Genomic DNA, 17693 nt, shown 5'->3' with positions numbered 1-17693 from the left:
GTGTTACGCCTTCATTGCGCTTCGGTGTTCGACCATGCTCCCCAGCAGGCCGACCCAGGCGACCCTACGACAACTTGCGTTGCACGGACACCCGTTCGTGCCCGTTATTCACCGATTGACCACCTGTGATTCTGTCGCGTTCCGCAGGCGCGGGTGGCCCGCACGCGGCATTTCATTCACCTCTCCGACCGTCCTGTCACCGCCCGCCGCAGCGTGCGGCCGTCCCGCATACTGGACGCCGATGATCACCGGGGCGGTTTCGCCCTTGACCAACATCCGCTCCAGGGAGCCCACTTGCCGTTCACTCTCAGCCATGCGGCGGCCGTACTGCCCGCCGTACGCGCCGATGGAACCGGACGCGGCCGACTGGTACCGGCGGTACTCGTCACCGGCTCCTTCTCCCCCGACCTGACCTACTTCGCGGCGAGCGTCCTGCCCGAGGCGATGGAGTTCGGCACCTTCACCCACTCCTTCCCCGGCGTCTTCACCGTCGACGTGGCCGTCGCCTGGGCACTGGTGGGCCTGTGGCTGTTCCTGCGCGAGCCCCTGGTGGCCCTGCTGCCCCGCGCCCACCAGGGCCCGACGGCGACCCTGCTGGGCTGCGGAACCCCACGCGCGCGGGTGACCCCGTCCCTGTTCCTCCGGTGGTATGCCTCGGCCGCCCTCGGCGCCCTCACCCATGTCGTCTGGGACGCGTTCACCCACCACGACCGGTGGGGGGTACGGCTGTTCCCCGTGCTCGACAGCGAACTGCGCGGCTCGCCTCTGTTCTGGTACCTGCAGTACGGCGGCTCGGCGCTGGCCGCGGTGGTCATCGCGGGGTTCGTGTACTACGCCCTACGGCGGACCGGCGCGGGCAGGCCGACGGGCGTACCGGCGCTGTCGGTACGGGACCGGTGGCTGGCCTGCGCCGTGATCGGCGGCTGCGCGACGGTGGGGGCGGTACAGCGGGTGCTGCGCTGGTGGGCGCACTGGGGCTCGACGGCCAAGCCGTGGGAGGTCATCCCGACCCTGTGCTTCGGAATCGGCGCGGGCCTGCTGCCGGGACTGCTCCTGTACGCGGCGGGGGTGCGGGCCTGGCGGCCCGGGGAACGGGCAGGGAATCTTGCCCCTGGGGACCAGCGCCGCCGCCCGGAAGGCCGTACGGAAGATCCTGCGGAGGGTCGTTCAGAAGGGCACGCGGACGATCACGCGGGTGGGCGCGCCGGGGGGCGTACGGGGTCCCGCTGACCGGTGCGGAGGGGGTGGTGCAGCCACCGGCGCTTCTTCCAGCCGGCCCAGAAGTGCCGGGCCCGGTCGGTGCGCGGGACGAGGTGTGCGGTTACGGGGCTGCTGCCGGGAACGCGGATGGTGCTCGCGTCGGCCGCGAATGCCCGCACGGAACCTGTCCGGCGGCTGAGCATGCGTATACCCATGCCCGCATCCTGGTGGGCATGCCCTGAGGAGGCGTGTCTGCGGGGGCCACGCGAGTGACGGGCCCTCCGGGGGTTGGGCGGGTTCGTTGTCGGGCGCGGGCCCGGTGGGGCTTCTCGCGCAGTTCCCCGCGCCCCTGAAAAGCAGGGGCTGCGCCCCATGCTTTTCGGCCCGCAGGGCCGGGTCCTTTAGGGGCGCGGGGAACTGCGCGAGAAGCCCCACCGGGCCCGCGCCCGGCAACGAACCGCACGACCGGCGGAGCTAATGTGCCGCCGACTCCCAGTCCAGCCCCGAGCCCACCGACACATCCAGCGGTGCACGCAGATGCACCGCCCCCGCCATCTCCCGTCGGACCAGTTCCTCCGTCGCCTCGCGCTCGCCCGGGGCGATCTCCAGGACGATTTCGTCGTGGACCTGGAGCAGCATGCGGGACTTCAGTTCCGCCTGCTCCAGCGCCTGGCCCACCTTCAGCATGGCGATCTTGACGATGTCCGCCGCCGTGCCCTGGATCGGGGCGTTCAGGGCCATGCGCTCGGCCATCTCACGACGCTGACGGTTGTCGCTGTTCAGGTCGGGGAGATAGCGGCGGCGGCCGAAGAGGGTCTCCGTGTAGCCCGTCGCCCTCGCCTCGTCGACGGCCCGGCGCAGATAGTCCCGTACCCCGCCGAAGCGCTCGAAGTACGTGTCCATCAGGACCCGCGCCTCGCCCGCGTCGATGTTCAGCTGACCGGAAAGGCCGAACGCCGACAGACCGTACGCCAGGCCGTACGACATCGCCTTGATCTTGCGGCGCATCTCCGCGTCCACCGCCGTGCGCTCGACCGAGAACACCTGGGAGGCGACCGTGGTGTGCAGGTCCTCGCCGGACGTGAACGCCTCCAACAGGCCCTCGTCCTCCGAGAGATGGGCCATCACCCGGAGTTCGATCTGGCTGTAGTCCGCGGTCATCAGGGACTCGAAGCCCTCGCCGACCACGAAGCCGCGCCGGATGGCCCGGCCCTCGTCCGTACGGACCGGGATGTTCTGGAGGTTGGGGTCCGTGGAGGACAGCCGGCCCGTCGCCGCGACCGTCTGGTTGAACGTCGTGTGGATACGGCCGTCCGCCGCGATCGTCTTGATCAGGCCCTCGACGGTGACGCGCAGCTTCGCCTGCTCTCGGTGGCGGAGCATGATGACCGGCAGCTCGTTCTCCGTCTGGTCCGCCAGCCACGCCAGGGCGTCCGCGTCCGTCGTGTAGCCGGTCTTGGTCTTCTTCGTCTTCGGCAGGCCCAGCTCCCCGAAGAGGACCTCCTGGAGCTGCTTGGGCGAGCCGAGGTTGAACTCGTGGCCGGCCGCCGCGTGCGCCTCCTTCACCGCCTGCTGCACCGCGCCCGCGAACATCTGTTCCATGGCTTCCAGGTGCGCCCGGTCCGCCGCGATGCCGTGCCGCTCCATCCGGGCCAGCAGCGCCGACGTCGGCAGTTCCATGTCCCGCAGCAGATCCGCCGCGCCGACCTCCTGGAGGCGCTCGGCGAACGCCTCGCCCAGGTCGACGATCGTGCGGGCCTGCACCATCAGGGACTCGGCCTCCGCGCCGTCGTCCGCGCCGAAGGCCAGCTGGCCGTCCGCCGTCGCGGCGGGCGCCAGCTCACGGCCGAGGTACTCCAGGGACAGCGCGTCCAGGTCGAAGGAACGGCGACCCGGCTTGACCAGGTACGCAGCGAGTGCCGTGTCCATGCTCACCCCGGCCACGGTCCAGCCGTGCTCCGCGAAGACCCGCATCGCGCCCTTGACGTTGTGGAACACCTTGGGCCGCTCCGCGTCGGCCAGCCAGGCCGCGAACGCGTTCTCGTCGGCCTGGTCCAGCTCCGCCGGGTCGAACCAAGCCGCCGCTCCCCCGCCCGCCGCGAGCGCGACCTCGGCGACCGAGCCGCTGCCCAGCGCCCAGGTGTCGACCGTGGCGACACCGAGGACCGCCGTGCCGTGCTCGGTGAGCCAGGGGGCCAGCTCTCCTGTGCCGAGCACCGTCCCGTCCACCTCGACACCGGCCTCGGCGACCGGTCCCGCGTCGGCCTCCTCGGCGCCCGGATCGACGGCCAGCAGCCGCTCGCGCAGCGACGGGTTCCGGATCTCCAGGGTGTCGAGGACCATCGCCACCGCCGTACGGTCGTACGCGGCGCGCTCCAGGTCCGTGACCGTCTTCGGGAGTTCGACGTCCCGGACCATCTCCGTGAGGCGGCGGTTGAGCTTGACGGCGTCCAAGTGGTCGCGCAGGTTCTGCCCGGCCTTGCCCTTGACCTCCTCGACCCGCTCGACCAGGTCCGCGAACGACCCGAACTGGTTGATCCACTTCGCCGCCGTCTTCTCACCGACCCCCGGAATGCCGGGCAGGTTGTCGGACGGGTCGCCGCGCAGCGCCGCGAAGTCGGGGTACTGGGCCGGCGTCAGCCCGTACTTCTCGAAGACCTTCTCCGGAGTGAACCGGGTCAGCTCCGAGACGCCCTTCGTCGGATACAGCACCGTCGTGTTCTCGGTGACCAGCTGGAAGGAGTCCCGGTCGCCGGTGACGATCAGCACCTCGAAACCCTCGGCCTCGGCCTGCGTGGTCAGCGTCGCGATGACGTCGTCGGCCTCGAAGCCGTCGACCGCGAACCGCTCCGCGTGCATCGCGTCGAGCAGCTCGCCGATCAGCTCGACCTGCCCCTTGAACTCGTCCGGTGTCTTCGACCGGTTCGCCTTGTACTCCGTGAACTCCTCGGAGCGCCAGGTCTTGCGGGACACGTCGAACGCCACCGCGAAGTGCGTGGGCGCCTCGTCGCGCAGCGTGTTGGCGAGCATCGACGCGAAGCCGTAGATCGCGTTCGTCGGCTGTCCCGTCGCGGTCGTGAAATTCTCCGCGGGCAGCGCGAAGAACGCGCGGTACGCCAGCGAATGCCCGTCCATGAGCATCAGCCGGGGGCGGCCCGTGCCGGAGGTCTTCTCGGTCTTCTTCGATGCTGTCTCTGCCACGACCCCGATCCTGCCACGTGCCACTGACAACGCGGGCCGCCCGGGACCTGACACCACCCTTGTCAGTGCCGCGTGCGAGGATCGATGAGGTGGCACACGCACAGGTGAACCGTGCGCACGCACACCACGTGCAGGCGGAGAGACACGTGCAAGCGAAGGGGTTCAGCAATGGCCAGCAAGCCGCCCAAGAGTGATCCGGTCCAGGACGCGCCGCAGGTCGCCGACCCCAAGCACGCCGCAGCCGGACTGCCCGCCATCGGCCACACCCTCCGCATCGCCCAGCAGCAGATGGGCGTCCGCCGCACCGCGCTCACCCTCCTGCGCGTCAACCAGAAGGACGGCTTCGACTGCCCGGGCTGCGCCTGGCCCGAGCCCGAGCACCGGCACGCCGCGGAGTTCTGCGAGAACGGCGCGAAGGCGGTCGCCGAGGAAGCCACCCTGCGCCGGGTCACCCCCGAGTTCTTCGCCGCGCACACCGTGACCGACCTGGCCGGCCGCAGCGGCTACTGGCTCGGCCAGCAGGGCCGCCTCACCCACCCCATGTACCTGCCCGAGGGCGCCGACCGCTACGAACCGGTCTCCTGGGACCGCGCCTTCGGCATCGTCGCCGAAGAGCTGAAGGCCCTCGGCTCGCCCGACGAGGCCCTCTTCTACACCTCGGGCCGCACCAGCAACGAGGCGGCCTTCCTCTACCAGCTGTTCGCCCGCGAACTGGGCACGAACAACCTCCCGGACTGCTCGAACATGTGCCACGAGTCATCGGGTTCCGCCCTCTCCGAGACCATCGGCATCGGCAAGGGCAGCGTCCTCCTGGAGGACCTCTACAAGGCCGACCTGATCATCGTCGCCGGCCAGAACCCCGGCACGAACCACCCCCGGATGCTCTCCGCCCTGGAGAAGGCGAAGGCGAACGGCGCGCGGATCATCAGCGTCAACCCGCTGCCCGAGGCGGGCCTCGAACGCTTCAAGAACCCGCAGACCCCCCAGGGCATGCTCAAGGGCGCCGCCCTCACCGACCTGTTCCTACAGATCCGCATCGGCGGCGACCAGGCCCTCTTCCGCCTCCTCAACAAGCTGATCCTCGACACAGAGGGCGCGGTCGACGAGGCCTTCGTCGGCGAACACACCCACGGCTACGAGGAGTTCGTCGAGGCGGCCCGCGCCGCCGACTGGGACGAGACCCTCACCGCGACGGGCCTCACGCGCACGGAGATCGAAAAAGCCCTCTCCATGGTCCTCGCCTCCGAGCGCACCATCGTGTGCTGGGCGATGGGCCTGACCCAGCACAAGCACTCCGTGCCCACCATCCGCGAGGTCGTCAACTTCCTTCTCCTGCGCGGCAACATCGGCCGCCCCGGCGCCGGCGTGTGCCCGGTGCGCGGCCACTCCAACGTCCAGGGCGACCGCACGATGGGCATCTTCGAACGCCCCGCGCCCGCCTTCCTCGACGCCCTGGAGAAGGAGTTCGGCTTCGCCCCGCCCCGCGAGCACGGCTACGACGTCGTACGGGCGATCCAGGCGCTGCGCGACGGCGAGGCGAAGGTCTTCTTCGCCATGGGCGGCAACTTCGTCTCGGCCTCCCCCGACACCGAGGTCACCGAGGCCGCCATGCGGCGCGCCAGCCTCACCGTGCACGTGTCGACGAAGCTCAACCGCTCGCACGTCGTCACGGGCGCGCGTGCCCTCATCCTGCCGACCCTCGGCCGTACCGAGCGCGACCTCCAGGGCAGCGGCGAGCAGTTCGTGACGGTCGAGGACTCCATGGGCATGGTGCACGCCTCCCGGGGCCGTCTGGACCCGGCGAGCACGCACCTCCTCTCCGAGCCGGCCATCGTCTGCCGCCTGGCCCGGCGCGTCCTGGGCGAGGAGTCCCGCACGCCCTGGGAGGAGTTCGAGAAGGACTACGCCACGGTCCGCGACCGCATCGCGCGCGTGATCCCCGGCTTCCAGGACTTCAACGCGCGTGTCGCCGACCCCGCGGGCTTCACCCTCCCGCACGCCCCGCGCGACGAGCGCCGCTTCCCGACGGCCACCGGCAAGGCCAACTTCACCGCGGCGCCCGTCGAGTTCCCGAAGCTCCCCGAAGGCCGCCTGCTGCTTCAGACGCTGCGCTCGCACGACCAGTACAACACCACGATCTACGGCCTGGACGACCGCTACCGGGGCATCAAGAACGGCCGCCGGGTCGTCCTCGTGAACCCCGAGGACGCCCGGGCCCTGGGGGTCGCCGACGGGTCGTACGTCGACCTCGTCAGCGAGTGGAAGGACGGCGTCGAGCGGCGCGCGCCCGGTTTCCGGATCGTGGTCTACCCGACGGCGCGGGGCTGCGCGGCGGCCTACTACCCGGAGACCAACGTCCTGGTCCCGCTGGACTCCACCGCGGACGTCAGCAACACCCCGGCCAGCAAGTCCGTTGTCGTACGTCTGGAACAATCGGCCACCGACTGAGCGTTTGCTCAGGCGGACGCAGACCGCGACGAACGGAGCCGGGCCCATGGGTGAGCAGCAGCACGTGAAGTTCCCGCAAGAGGTCATCGACGAGTACGCGGCACTCGGTGTCGACGTGGTCGCCATGTTCTCCGCGGGACACCTCGGGAACCGGATGGGCGTCCAGATCGTGGAGGCGTCCGCCGAGCGGGTCGTCGGCACGATGCCCGTCGAGGGCAACACCCAGCCGTACGGGTTGCTGCACGGGGGCGCGTCCGCGGTGCTGGCCGAGACGCTCGGGTCGGTGGGGTCGATGCTGCACGGGGGCAGCACGAAGATCGCCGTGGGCGTGGACCTGAACTGCACACACCATCGGGGCGCCCGCTCCGGTCTGGTCACCGGGGTGGCCACGCCGGTCCACCGGGGGCGGTCGACCGCGACGTACGAGATCGTGATCACGGACGAGAACGACAAGCGGGTGTGCACGGCACGCCTGACGTGCCTGCTGCGGGACGCACCGGCGGCGAGCTGAGGCGCAGGGTTTTCTTCGCCCCCGCCGCCCCTACCCGTCCCATCCTCGGGGGCTCCGCCCCCGAACCCCCTTTGTCCTCAAACGCCGGACGGGCTGAGATACCCAGCCCGTCCGGCGTTTGAGGACGAGGCCGTTCAGGCCGATAAGTGGGGGTCTGGGGGCGCAGCCCCCAGGGATGGGACGGGTAGGGGCGGCGGGGGCGAGAACAAACCAGACCTGGGCTGCACCGCCCCTCCGCCGGAGGCACTACCGTTCCCCCCATGAGGCTGCGACCATGACCGGCATCGGCCCCGTCGAACCCGTCAACTCGCCGGACGCGCAAGAGACTTACGAAGTCATCGGTGCCGACACACCACGCCTCGCGGACCGCTGGCAGGCACTGTCCCCGCGTGTCCGCAGAGCGGCTCTCGGGGGCGCCGCACTCGCTGCCGCGGCAACCGGCGTCGTCGTCCTCCTGCCCCCGAGCCCGTCCGCACCGGACAAGGCCCTCATCCCCATGCCCTGGCCCGCGACCGTCACCACGTTCCGGTACACGGGACTCGCCGCGACCTTCGACTCCACCCCCGCCAGCGGCCTGTTCCGGTTCGCGGTGACCGTACACAGCGGGCCGCCCGTCACCGTGCGCGTCACCGGCGCCGCCTTCGACGGACTCACCGCCCGGATATCGCCCGCCGAGACCACCACCGTCAACGCCGGGACCACCCGTCGGATCACCGTCCAGATATCCGTGGTCGACTGCGCGGACTTCCCCCTCGACGCCGACCTGCCATTTCTTGACGTAACGCTCCGTAACACGCGTGCAATACAACGCCACAGCTTCATCTTCGGCGGCGCCTATCCGGACGACCTGTTCCAGCTGATCAGAGCGGCCTGCGACCCGTTGCCCGCGCGGCCAAGCCCACGGGCAACGGGAAGTGCACATTCTCAAAATGTGGACCGAGTACAGTTCTGGCCAAACCGGCTGAAACCTCACTCCCCCAAGCCATACCAACCAGCACGTCATAACAAGAAAGTCACAAGCCAGCCCACTCCGATGCCCCCGCGCGTAGACCGGGCTTAGAGTCACGGCCAGTCACCGCTCCACCGGGAGTTCGGTACCAGCGCCGCATATGTCGCATCCCTCAGGGACGACACGTCTGCGGAAAGGACTGATTGTGCGACAGCGTTCTTTGGTGATACTCACCTCCATTCTCACCACCGGAGCTCTGACCCTCACCGCGTGCGGCTCCCGAGACGACAGCGGTGACGGCGACAGCGGAGACACCACCACCCTGACCATCGGCGTCGACGCCCCCCTTTCCGGTGAGAACTCGACCACCGGCCTCGGTATCCAGTACGGCGTCCAGATCGCCGTCGACGACGCCAACAAGAACAACCTCGTCCCCGGGGTCAAGTTCAAGGTCAAGGCCCTCGACGACAAGGCCCAGCCCGCCACCGGCCAGTCCAACGCCACGGCCCTCGTCGGCGACGACAACGTCGTAGGCGCTGTCGGCCCCCTGAACTCCGGCGTCGCCCAGTCGATGCAGCAGGTGTTCGCCTCGGCCAACATGGTCGAGATCTCCCCCTCGAACACCAACCCGACCCTGACCCTGGGCAAGGACTGGCAGACCAACAAGCAGCGCCCGTACAAGACGTACTTCCGTACGGCCACCACGGACGAGCTGCAGGGCACCTTCGCCGCCGAGTACGCGTACAACAACCTCAAGAAGAAGAAGGCTTTCGTCGTCGACGACAAGCAGACCTACGGCGCCGGTCTGGCCTCCATCTTCAACGAGCAGTTCAAGGGCCTCGGCGGCGCCATCGCCGGCACCGACCACGTCAACACCGGCGACAAGGACTTCGCGTCCCTCGTCACCAAGATCAAGACCTCCGGCGCCGACCTGCTCTACTACGGCGGCCAGTACGACGAGTCCGCGCTGATCACCAAGCAGCTCAAGGACGCCGGCGTCAAGATCCCGCTCTTCGGCGGTGACGGCATGTACGCCACCACCTACATCGAGACCGCCGGCGCCTCCGCCGAGGGCGACCTCGTCACCTCCGTCGGTGTCCCCGTCGACACCCTGGCCGGCGCCAAGGCCTTCGTCGCCGAGTACAAGGCCAAGGGCTACAAGGGTGACTACGGCGCCTACGGCGGCTACTCCTACGACGCCGCCACCGCCATCATCAAGGCCGTAGGCGCTGTCAAGGAAGCCAACGACGGCAAGCTCCCCGACACCAACGACCTGCGTGCCAAGGTCGTCGACGCCGTCCAGAAGTCCGACTTCGAAGGCATCACCGGCAAGGTCTCCTTCGACGAGTACGGCGACACGGGCAACAAGCAGCTCACCGTCTACCAGGTCGTCAAGGGCGCCTGGAAGGCCGTCCACACCGGTACGGCCGGCAGCTGAACAGGCTGAGCGCTCTCACCGGCTGATCCACGGCCAGCACCACGCATCACGGGCCGCGCGGCAGGAGGACCCCCACCGCGCGGCCCGTTTTCACACCCCAACCCCCACCCGGCACGCATCCAGTGCACACGACCACCAGCGACATGGAGGCCACGCGGTGAACACCCTGCCGCAGCAGCTGGCCAACGGGCTGCTCCTCGGCTCGATGTACGGGCTGATCGCCATCGGCTACACGATGGTGTACGGCATCGTCCAGCTCATCAACTTCGCGCACGGCGAGATCTTCATGACCGGGGCCTTCGGCGCCCTCACGGTCTACTTCTACGTCCTCCCCGACAACACGGCGATGGCCATCGCCGTACCCCTGATGCTGATCGGCGGCGCCCTCGTCGCCATCCTCATCGCCGTCGGAGCGGAACGGTTCGCCTACCGCCCCCTACGCGGAGCACCACGACTGGCACCGCTCATCACGGCCATCGGCCTCTCCCTGGCCCTCCAGGAGGTCGTCCGCAACTTCTACCCCGACGCCGACCGGGCCCGCGCCTTCCCCGGCCTCGACGCCACCCACGACATCGGCTCCGTCACCATCAAGGACGCCGACATCTTCCTCATCGTCGCCGCCATCGTCTGCATGTCCGGCCTCGCGTTCTTCGTCAACCGCAGCCGCACCGGCCGCGCGATGCAGGCGACCGCGCAGGACCCCGACACCGCACAGCTCATGGGCATCGACACCAACCGCATCATCGTCATAGCCTTCGCCATCGGCGGCTTCTTCGCCGCCGTCGCAGCTGTCGCGTACGGCCTCAAGTACGGCAACGTCGACTACCGCATGGGCTTCCTGATGGGCCTCAAGGCCTTCACCGCGGCCGTCCTCGGCGGCATCGGCAACATCTACGGCGCCATGCTCGGCGGCATCGTCCTCGGCGTCGCCGAGACCCTCGCCTCCGCCTACATCGACGGCATCCCCGGCATGCAGCAGCTCGGCGGCCAGGGCTGGGCCAACGTCTGGGCCTTCTGTCTCCTCATCATCGTCCTGCTCGTCAGGCCACAAGGCCTGCTCGGCGAACGCGTCGCGGACAGGGCGTGATCACGATGACCGACCTCACCAAGACGACGACCGCCCCCGAGCCGGGTCTCATCCCCCTGCCCGCAGCGGCGGCCCGCGCCCTCACCCTCGTCGGCGGCATCGCCACCGCGGCCTCCGCCTTCCTCGCCTGGACCTGGACCTCCGAGTTCCCCGGCGACCTCACCATCACCGGCTACCCCGGCGGCCTCCAGTGGCTCACCTTCACCGGTGGCCTCCTCATCACCCTCTTCGCCCTCGCCGGCTACGGCATCCGCGGCCTCGGCTGGCTCCTGCCCGCCGGCAACAACGGCCCCACCGTCCTCACCGCCCTGGGCACCTTCGGCACCACCTGGTTCACCGTCATCGCGATCGCCGTCAACCTCGACGGCCTCGTCAACCTCGAACCGGGCGCCTACGTCGCCGCCGTCGCCTCCCTCCTCGCGGTCATCGGCGCCTTCGCACTCCCCGCCGCAGCCGACGAGACCCGCAACGCCAAGGCGGCCTACGCCGCGGGCCTGCGCAAGGGCGGCATCCCCTCCCAGAGCCGGATAGTCATCGCCGGCCTCAAGGGCCTGGTCGCCTACATCGGCAAGCCCGACCGCGTCCCCGCGCCGGAAGCCCTCGCCCCCTGGGTCGAGCGCGCCATCATCACCGCCGTCACCGCCGTCGGCCTCGGCGTCTTCACCTACGGCATCGACACCGAGTACGGCGAGCTGTTCATCGGCTACCTCATACTCGTCGTCTTCGCCATGTGGGCCCTGCACTCCGCCGGCCTCACCGACCGCTTCTCCCGGCTCGTCGCCCACCACCGCGGCTTCACACTGGCCATGGGCTTCGCCGCCGCGATCGCGTTCCCCTTCACCCAGACCGACGACCACTACGCCAACATCGGCGTCAACATCCTGATCTTCGGGACCGTCGCCCTGGGCCTCAACATCGTCGTCGGCCTCGCCGGCCTCCTCGACCTCGGATACGTCGCCTTCCTCGGCGTCGGCGCCTACACCGCCGCCCTCGTCTCCGGCTCCGAGTTCTCCAAGTTCTCCGGCGTCCAGTTCCCCTTCTGGGCCGCCGCCCTCTCCGGCGCCGCCGCATCGCTCATCTTCGGCGTCCTCATCGGCGCCCCCACCCTGCGACTGCGCGGCGACTACCTCGCCATCGTCACCCTCGGCTTCGGAGAGATCTTCCGCATCGCCGTCAACAACATGGACGGCGTCTCAGGACCCGACATCACCAACGGGCCCAACGGCATCCCGTCCATCCCCGACCTCGACTTCTTCGGATTCAACTTCGGCGAAGCCCACGACGTCGGCGGATTCACCCTCGGCCGGTTCGCGAACTACTACCTCCTCATGGTCCTGATCATGGCGATCGTGGTACTCGTCTACACCCGCGCCGCCGACTCGCGCATCGGCCGCTCCTGGATCGCCATCCGCGAGGACGAGACCGCCGCCACCGCCATGGGCATCAACGGCTTCCGCGTCAAGCTCATCGCCTTCGCCCTCGGCGCCTCCCTCGCCGGCCTCGCCGGCACCGTCAGCGCCCACGTCACCTACAGCGTCGTACCCACCCCGTACCAGTTCGCCGGCTCGACGCCCCCCAACTCGGCGTTCCTCCTGGCCGCGGTGGTCCTCGGCGGCATGGGCACGGTCGCCGGCCCGATCCTCGGCGCGGCCCTGCTCTACCTGCTGCCCGAGAAGCTCGTCTTCCTCCAGGACAAGTCGCTGCTCGCGTTCGGCATCGCCCTGATCGTCCTCATGCGCTTCCGCCCCGAGGGCATCATCGCCAACCGCCGCAACCAGCTCGAATTCCACGAGACCGGCCAGCTCGACGTACCCGACACAGAAACACTCGCCGACGATCCGGCCGTCACCAAGGCGGGGGCGTAACCACCATGACCACAAGCACACCCACCCCCGTACTCGAAGCGCGCAACGTCACCATGCGCTTCGGCGGCCTCACCGCCGTCCGCTCCGTCGACTTCACGGTCAACAGCGGCGAGATCGTCGGCCTCATCGGCCCCAACGGCGCCGGCAAGACCACGTTCTTCAACTGCCTCACGGGCCTGTACGTCCCCACCGAGGGCACGGTCTCCTACAAGGGAACCGTCCTCCCCCCGAAGCCCCACCTGGTCACCCAGGCAGGCATCGCCCGTACGTTCCAGAACATCCGTCTGTTCGCCAACATGACGGTCCTGGAGAACGTCCTCGTCGGCCGCCACACCCGCACCAAGGAAGGCCTCTGGTCCGCCCTCCTCCGCGGCCCCGGCTTCAAGAAGGCCGAAAAGGCGAGCGAAGAACGCGCCATGGAACTCCTGGAGTTCATCGGCCTGGCCCACAAGCGGGACCACCTCTCCCGCAACCTCCCCTACGGCGAACAGCGCAAGCTGGAGATCGCCCGAGCGATGGCGTCGGAGCCGGGCCTTCTGCTGCTCGACGAGCCGACGGCGGGCATGAACCCCCAGGAGACGCGGGCGACCGAGGACCTGGTCTTCGCCATCCGCGACAAGGGCATCGCCGTCCTCCTCATCGAGCACGACATGCGCTTCGTCTTCAACCTGTCCGACCGCGTCGCCGTCCTCGTCCAGGGCGAGAAGCTCGTCGAGGGCACCTCCGAGGTCGTCCAGGCCGACGAACGCGTTATCGCCGCCTACCTCGGCGAGCCCTTCGAGGGCGACCCCGGCCAGGCGGAAGCAGCCGAGGTCGAGGCCGCCGAAGCCGCCGCCGACGCGGCGAGCACCACCAGCACGAAGGGAGAAGGCCAGTGACCGCACTCCTCGAAGTCGAGGACCTCAGGGTCTCGTACGGCAAGATCGAAGCCGTCAAGGGCATCTCCTTCAGCGTCGAGGCAGGCCAGGTCGTCACCCTCATCGGCACCAACGGCGCCGGCAAGACGACGACCCTGCGCACCCTGTCGGGGCTGCTCCAGCCGACCTCCGGCAAGATCCTGTTCGACGGCAAGCCCCTCAACGGCGTCCCGGCCCACAAGATCGTCTCCCTCGGCCTCGCCCACTCCCCCGAGGGCCGGCACATCTTCCCCCGCCTCAGCATCTTCGAGAACCTCCAGCTCGGAGCGTTCCTGAGGAAGGACAAGGAAGGGATCGAGAAGGACATCCAGCGCGCCTACGACCTCTTCCCCATCCTGGGAGAGCGCCGCAACCAGGCCGCGGGAACCCTCTCGGGCGGTGAACAGCAGATGCTCGCCATGGGCCGCGCCCTGATGTCCCAGCCCAAGCTCCTCATGCTCGACGAGCCCTCCATGGGCCTCTCCCCGATCATGATGCAGAAGATCATGGCGACGATCTCCGAGCTGAAATCGACAGGTACGACGATCCTCCTGGTCGAGCAGAACGCCCAGGCGGCGCTGTCCCTGGCCGACCAGGGCCATGTCATGGAGGTCGGCAACATCGTCCTCTCCGGCACGGGCCAGGACCTGATCCACGACGAGTCGGTACGCAAGGCGTACCTCGGCGAGGACTGAGTTCTTCGACGTGATGTACGAGGAGGCCCGCACCCCCGGTTGGGGATGCGGGCCTCCTCGTACTCCGTCTGCGGGGCTACGTCAGCCCTTGGCGGCCTTCTTCTCCTCGGCGTCGGCGATGACGGCCTCGGCGACCTGCTGCATGGACATCCGCCGGTCCATGGACGTCTTCTGGATCCACCGGAAGGCGGCGGGCTCCGTCAGCCCGTACTCCGTCTGAAGGACCGACTTGGCACGGTCGACGAGCTTGCGGGTCTCCAGACGCTGGGTCAGGTCCGCGATCTCGTTCTCCAGCTGGCGCAGCTCGCTGAACCGCGAGACGGCCATCTCGATCGCCGGGACGACGTCGCTCTTGCTGAACGGCTTCACGAGATACGCCATGGCGCCGGCGTCCCGGGCCCGCTCGACGAGGTCGCGCTGCGAGAAGGCGGTGAGCATCAGGACCGGGGCGATGGACTCCTCGGCGATCTTCTCGGCCGCCGAGATGCCGTCGAGCTTGGGCATCTTCACATCGAGGATGACGAGATCGGGCCGGTGCTCACGGGCGAGCTCCACGGCCTCCTCACCGTCACCGGCCTCACCGACGACGGTGTAGCCCTCTTCTTCGAGCATCTCCTTGAGATCGAGCCGAATGAGCGCCTCGTCCTCGGCAATGACGACACGGGTCGTCAGCGGAGGCACGTGCGACTTGTCGTCGTCGGGCGCGTCTGCGGGCTGGGGCGACTCGGGGGCGGTCACGGGGGCTCCTTGATCAGGCCAGGGGTGCTGCTGACAAGAGCGTACCTAGCTGCGGTAAGGTAGTCGGGCAGCGGGTCGAGGCAAACCTTCGATTCACTGGGCCCCGGTAGCCCAATTGGCAGCAGGCAATGGATTCAAAACCCATACAGTGTCGGTTCGAGTCCGACCCGGGGCACTTTTCCTTCAATTCCAAGGTTTCCCCCAAGAAGCGGATGTTCCCGTTCCGGTGAACGTCCGCTTTTTGCTGCGTGTCGCGGCGATCACTCGCACAGGGTGTCCACATGTACGACATTGGTACTCGCAAGCGAGCCCTGGTGCTGGTGAGCCAGGGACGCAGCCTGAACTCCGTCAGCAAAGAGACGGGGATATCCCGGGCCGCGATCCGCAGCTGGCAGCACCGCATCGAGCCCCACAGCCGCAGAGGTCTGCCCTGCCCCAGATGCGAGGACCCGCCGCGTCCGCCTGAGGATCAAGCCGCGTACGCCTACCTGCTAGGCCTCTACCTCGGCGACGGCTACATCAGCGCTCATCGAAAGGGGGTCTACTACATGCGCGTCTTCCTGGACAAGGCATGGCCTGGTGTCGTCGACGCATGTGAAAGGGCGCTCCGCGCGGTCCGCCCTGACAACAACGTGTGCCGGGTGAACAAGCAAGGCTGCTTCGCGGTCACCAGCTCAAGCAAGCACTGGCCGTGCCTCTTTCCCCAACACGGTCCCGGCAAAAAGCACGAGCGCCCCATCGTCCTAGAACCCTGGCAGCAAGCCATCGTCGATGCGCACCCCTGGGAATTCATCCGCGGCCTCATCCACTCCGACGGCTGTCGGATCACCAACTGGACGACGAAGATCATCGCTGGGGAGCGCAAGCGCTACGAGTATCCCCGCTACTTCTTCTCCAACAAGTCGGACGACATCCGTGGGCTCTTCAGCGACACCCTCGACAAAGTCGGCGTCGAATGGACCACCCTCGCCCGCGGCAGCGACCCTTTCAACATCTCTGTTGCCCGACGCGCCTCCGTAGCCCTCATGGACGCCCACGTAGGCCCCAAGCACTGAACCCCAAAGGGCCCCTCCGCCCAGGAGGGGCCCTCCAACTCCACGCCTACTTGTCGTCCTCGCCGATGTGGTGGACCCGCACCAGGTTCGTCGACCCCGAGACGCCGGGCGGCGAGCCGGCCGTGATCACCACCACATCCCCCTTCTGGCAGCGGCCGTACTTCAACAACAGCTCGTCCACCTGGTCCACCATCGCGTCCGTCGAGTCGACGTGCGGGCCAAGAAACGTCTCCACCCCCCACGTCAACGTCAGCTGCGAGCGCGTCGCCGGGTCCGGAGTGAAGGCCAGGAGCGGGATCGGGGACCTGTAGCGCGACAACCGCTTCACCGTGTCGCCGCTCTGCGTGAACGCCACCAGGAACTTCGCGCCGAGGAAGTCACCCATTTCCGCCGCCGCACGGGCCACCGCACCGCCCTGCGTACGGGGCTTGTTGCGTTCCGTCAGAGGGGGCAGGCCCTTGTCCAGGATGTCCTCCTCGGCCGCCTCCACGATCTTCGCCATCGTCCGGACCGTCTCGATCGCGTACTTGCCCACGCTCGTCTCGCCGGACAGCATCACCGCGTCCGTGCCGTCGATCACCGCGTTGGCCACGTCCGACGCCTCCGCGCGCGTCGGGCGGGAGTTCTCGATCATCGAGTCCAGCATCTGCGTCGCCACGATGACCGGCTTGGCGTTGCGCTTCGCCAGTTTGATCGCTCGCTTCTGGACGATCGGGACCTGTTCCAGCGGCATCTCGACGCCCAGGTCGCCGCGGGCGACCATGATGCCGTCGAAGGCGGCCACGATGTCGTCGATCGCCTCGACCGCCTGCGGCTTCTCCACCTTCGCGATCACCGGGAGGCGGCGGTGTTCCTCGTCCATGATGCGGTGGACGTCTTCGATGTCGCGTCCGCTACGGACGAAGGACAGCGCGATGACGTCGAAGCCCGTGCGCAGCGCCCAGCGCAGGTCCGCCTCGTCCTTGTCGGAGAGGGCGGGCACCGACACCGCTACGCCGGGGAGGTTGAGGCCCTTGTGGTCGGAGATGACTCCGCCTTCGACGACCCTGGTGTGGACGCGGGGTCCGTCGACGGCGGTGACTTCGAGGCAGACCTTGCCGTCGTCGACGAGGACGCGTTCGCCGGGGGTGACGTCGGCGGCGAGGCCGGCGTAGGTGGTTCCGCAGGTGTGCTGGGTGCCTTCGACGCCTTCCTCGACGGTGATGGTGAAGGTGTCGCCGCGTTCAAGGAGTACGGGGCCTTCGGCGAAGCGGCCGAGTCGGATCTTCGGGCCTTGAAGGTCGGCGAGGAGGCCGATGCTGCGGCCGGTTTCGTCGGCTGCCTTGCGGACGTGCTGGTAACGCACCTCGTGGTCGGCGTAGGTGCCGTGGCTGAGGTTGAAGCGGGCGACGTCCATTCCGGCGTCGACCAGTGCCTTGATCTGGTCGTACGAGTCGGTGGCGGGGCCCAAAGTACAGACGATTTTTGCTCGGCGCATGTTTCGAGCGTAGGCCTTACCGGTGGGTAGGGAATTGGCCCTGCATGACTACTCAACAACCTTTGCGTGAAGGGTTATTGACAAGTGTTGAATTGTGCGCAGGGTCGCTCCGATGAGCGTTAGGCGGTTACTT

The 17693-nt window shown here is 68.5% G+C and carries 14 protein-coding genes and 1 tRNA gene; 11 read left to right on the top strand and 4 right to left on the bottom strand.

Going from position 1 to position 17693, the window contains the following annotated elements:
* Positions 1-294: 294 nt before the first annotated feature.
* The gene (locus tag OG787_RS37580) at positions 295-1230 is read left to right on the top strand and encodes a DUF4184 family protein (RefSeq protein WP_405538233.1); all 936 of its coding nucleotides are present in this window, start codon (positions 295-297) and stop codon (positions 1228-1230) included.
* On the opposite strand, the gene OG787_RS37575 is transcribed toward OG787_RS37580, so the two are convergent.
* Both OG787_RS37575 and polA read right to left on the bottom strand, forming a co-directional pair.
* Complete coding sequence (locus OG787_RS37575; RefSeq protein WP_405538231.1) at positions 1188-1415, bottom strand: hypothetical protein; 228 nt, start codon at positions 1413-1415, stop codon at positions 1188-1190. The two genes, OG787_RS37580 and OG787_RS37575, sit on opposite strands and share 43 nt — an antisense overlap.
* Before the next feature lie 259 nt (positions 1416-1674).
* Positions 1675-4401: a DNA polymerase I gene (gene polA, locus OG787_RS37570; RefSeq protein ID WP_405538229.1), complete on the bottom strand. Its 2727-nt coding sequence runs from the start codon at positions 4399-4401 to the stop codon at positions 1675-1677.
* Between the two features lie 168 nt (positions 4402-4569).
* Here polA and OG787_RS37565 point away from each other — a divergent pair, with 168 nt between their 5' ends.
* The 8 genes from OG787_RS37565 to OG787_RS37530 all read left to right on the top strand — a co-directional run bounded on the left by OG787_RS37565 (position 4570) and on the right by OG787_RS37530 (position 14290).
* A complete protein-coding gene (locus OG787_RS37565; RefSeq protein WP_405538227.1) occupies positions 4570-6849 on the top strand; it encodes an FdhF/YdeP family oxidoreductase in 2280 nt (759 codons plus the stop codon).
* A gap of 46 nt (positions 6850-6895) precedes the next feature.
* Entirely contained in the window at positions 6896-7360 is a 465-nt protein-coding gene (locus OG787_RS37560; protein ID WP_369033632.1) for a PaaI family thioesterase, read from the top strand.
* A gap of 274 nt (positions 7361-7634) precedes the next feature.
* Positions 7635-8420, top strand: a complete 786-nt coding sequence (locus OG787_RS37555) for a hypothetical protein (protein ID WP_405538226.1) — start codon at positions 7635-7637, stop codon at positions 8418-8420.
* 109 nt (positions 8421-8529) lie between these two features.
* The gene (locus tag OG787_RS37550) at positions 8530-9747 is read left to right on the top strand and encodes a branched-chain amino acid ABC transporter substrate-binding protein (protein ID WP_369035150.1); all 1218 of its coding nucleotides are present in this window, start codon (positions 8530-8532) and stop codon (positions 9745-9747) included.
* A gap of 157 nt (positions 9748-9904) precedes the next feature.
* Positions 9905-10834, top strand: a complete 930-nt coding sequence (locus OG787_RS37545; RefSeq protein ID WP_369035144.1) for a branched-chain amino acid ABC transporter permease — start codon at positions 9905-9907, stop codon at positions 10832-10834.
* Between the two features lie 5 nt (positions 10835-10839).
* The gene (locus OG787_RS37540) at positions 10840-12699 is read left to right on the top strand and encodes a branched-chain amino acid ABC transporter permease (RefSeq protein WP_369035149.1); all 1860 of its coding nucleotides are present in this window, start codon (positions 10840-10842) and stop codon (positions 12697-12699) included.
* Between the two features lie 5 nt (positions 12700-12704).
* The gene (locus tag OG787_RS37535; protein ID WP_405538225.1) at positions 12705-13577 is read left to right on the top strand and encodes an ABC transporter ATP-binding protein; all 873 of its coding nucleotides are present in this window, start codon (positions 12705-12707) and stop codon (positions 13575-13577) included.
* Positions 13574-14290: an ABC transporter ATP-binding protein gene (locus tag OG787_RS37530; protein ID WP_369035142.1), complete on the top strand. Its 717-nt coding sequence runs from the start codon at positions 13574-13576 to the stop codon at positions 14288-14290. Before OG787_RS37535 ends, OG787_RS37530 begins: the two co-directional genes overlap by 4 nt.
* Positions 14291-14371: 81 nt before the next feature.
* On the opposite strand, the gene OG787_RS37525 is transcribed toward OG787_RS37530, so the two are convergent.
* Positions 14372-15028: an ANTAR domain-containing response regulator gene (locus tag OG787_RS37525; RefSeq protein WP_369035141.1), complete on the bottom strand. Its 657-nt coding sequence runs from the start codon at positions 15026-15028 to the stop codon at positions 14372-14374.
* 100 nt (positions 15029-15128) lie between these two features.
* On the opposite strand from OG787_RS37525, the gene OG787_RS37520 reads away from it, so the two are divergent.
* Positions 15129-15203, top strand: a tRNA-Leu gene (locus tag OG787_RS37520).
* A 106-nt stretch (positions 15204-15309) separates the two neighbouring features.
* The gene (locus tag OG787_RS37515; protein ID WP_405538224.1) at positions 15310-16083 is read left to right on the top strand and encodes a transcriptional regulator; all 774 of its coding nucleotides are present in this window, start codon (positions 15310-15312) and stop codon (positions 16081-16083) included.
* A 46-nt stretch (positions 16084-16129) separates the two neighbouring features.
* Here the strand turns inward: OG787_RS37515 and pyk are convergent, their stop codons facing one another.
* The gene (pyk, locus tag OG787_RS37510) at positions 16130-17560 is read right to left on the bottom strand and encodes a pyruvate kinase (protein ID WP_405538223.1); all 1431 of its coding nucleotides are present in this window, start codon (positions 17558-17560) and stop codon (positions 16130-16132) included.
* Between the last annotated feature and the right edge of the window lie 133 nt (positions 17561-17693).

Origin of the sequence: Streptomyces sp. NBC_00075, from assembly GCF_045041225.1 — a bacterium.
GTDB lineage: Bacteria > Actinomycetota > Actinomycetes > Streptomycetales > Streptomycetaceae > Streptomyces > Streptomyces adonidis.
Note: the sequence above shows the minus strand (reverse complement) of the source record. Positions and strands in the feature narration are given on the sequence as shown.

Bases quoted from the DNA above. Each gene is read 5' to 3' on its own strand.
- OG787_RS37555 (WP_405538226.1), top strand. From the start codon at position 7,635: ATGACCGGCATCGGCCCCGTCGAACCCGTCAACTCGCCGGACGCGCAA.
- OG787_RS37560 (WP_369033632.1), top strand. From the start codon at position 6,896: ATGGGTGAGCAGCAGCACGTGAAGTTCCCGCAAGAGGTCATCGACGAG.
- OG787_RS37565 (WP_405538227.1), top strand. From the start codon at position 4,570: ATGGCCAGCAAGCCGCCCAAGAGTGATCCGGTCCAGGACGCGCCGCAG.
- OG787_RS37575 (WP_405538231.1), bottom strand. From the start codon at position 1,415: ATGGGTATACGCATGCTCAGCCGCCGGACAGGTTCCGTGCGGGCATTC.
- OG787_RS37540 (WP_369035149.1), top strand. From the start codon at position 10,840: ATGACCGACCTCACCAAGACGACGACCGCCCCCGAGCCGGGTCTCATC.
- OG787_RS37535 (WP_405538225.1), top strand. From the start codon at position 12,705: ATGACCACAAGCACACCCACCCCCGTACTCGAAGCGCGCAACGTCACC.
- OG787_RS37515 (WP_405538224.1), top strand. From the start codon at position 15,310: ATGTACGACATTGGTACTCGCAAGCGAGCCCTGGTGCTGGTGAGCCAG.
- pyk (WP_405538223.1), bottom strand. From the start codon at position 17,560: ATGCGCCGAGCAAAAATCGTCTGTACTTTGGGCCCCGCCACCGACTCG.